General features: G+C 59.7%; 1 protein-coding gene. It reads right to left on the bottom strand.

Going from position 1 to position 330, the window contains the following annotated elements:
* Positions 1 to 14: 14 nt before the first annotated feature.
* Positions 15 to 236 carry a hypothetical protein gene (locus D7X32_RS44765; RefSeq protein WP_120530291.1) on the bottom strand — a complete coding sequence of 74 codons (222 nt, stop codon included), beginning with the start codon at positions 234 to 236 and terminating at the stop codon, positions 15 to 17.
* Positions 237 to 330 lie beyond the last annotated feature (94 nt).

The following is a 330-nucleotide window of genomic DNA, read 5'->3' as shown; positions in this document are numbered from 1 at the left end:
CAACCTGTCAGCGACTACTTCAGGTTGTTGATGGCCGCCATCGCCATCTCGTCCATCTTCTTCATCAGGTTCGTGATCGTGCTCATGATCTGCGAGTCCTGCTGAACCTTCTTCTGCGCCTCCAGGAAGCCCTTCTGCTCCGGCGGGGCCTGGGCGATCATGTCGTCCATCGAAGAGCGCTGGGAGTTGGAGGTGCTGATGGCGGTGGAGAGGACGTTCGCGAGGCCGCTGGCCATGGGGTGCTCCTTCAGGAGGAAGACGGAGGTTTGTACGGCGACAGCTACAAAAGGATTATCGGTGGAGGGGGGCCGGAGTTTCCTGGGGATTTCC

The sequence above is a fragment of the Corallococcus carmarthensis genome, from assembly GCF_003611695.1.
GTDB classification, from domain to species: Bacteria; Myxococcota; Myxococcia; order Myxococcales; family Myxococcaceae; genus Corallococcus; species Corallococcus carmarthensis.
The sequence above is the reverse complement of the archived record's forward strand: the minus strand, read 5'-3'. Positions and strand labels throughout refer to the sequence as shown.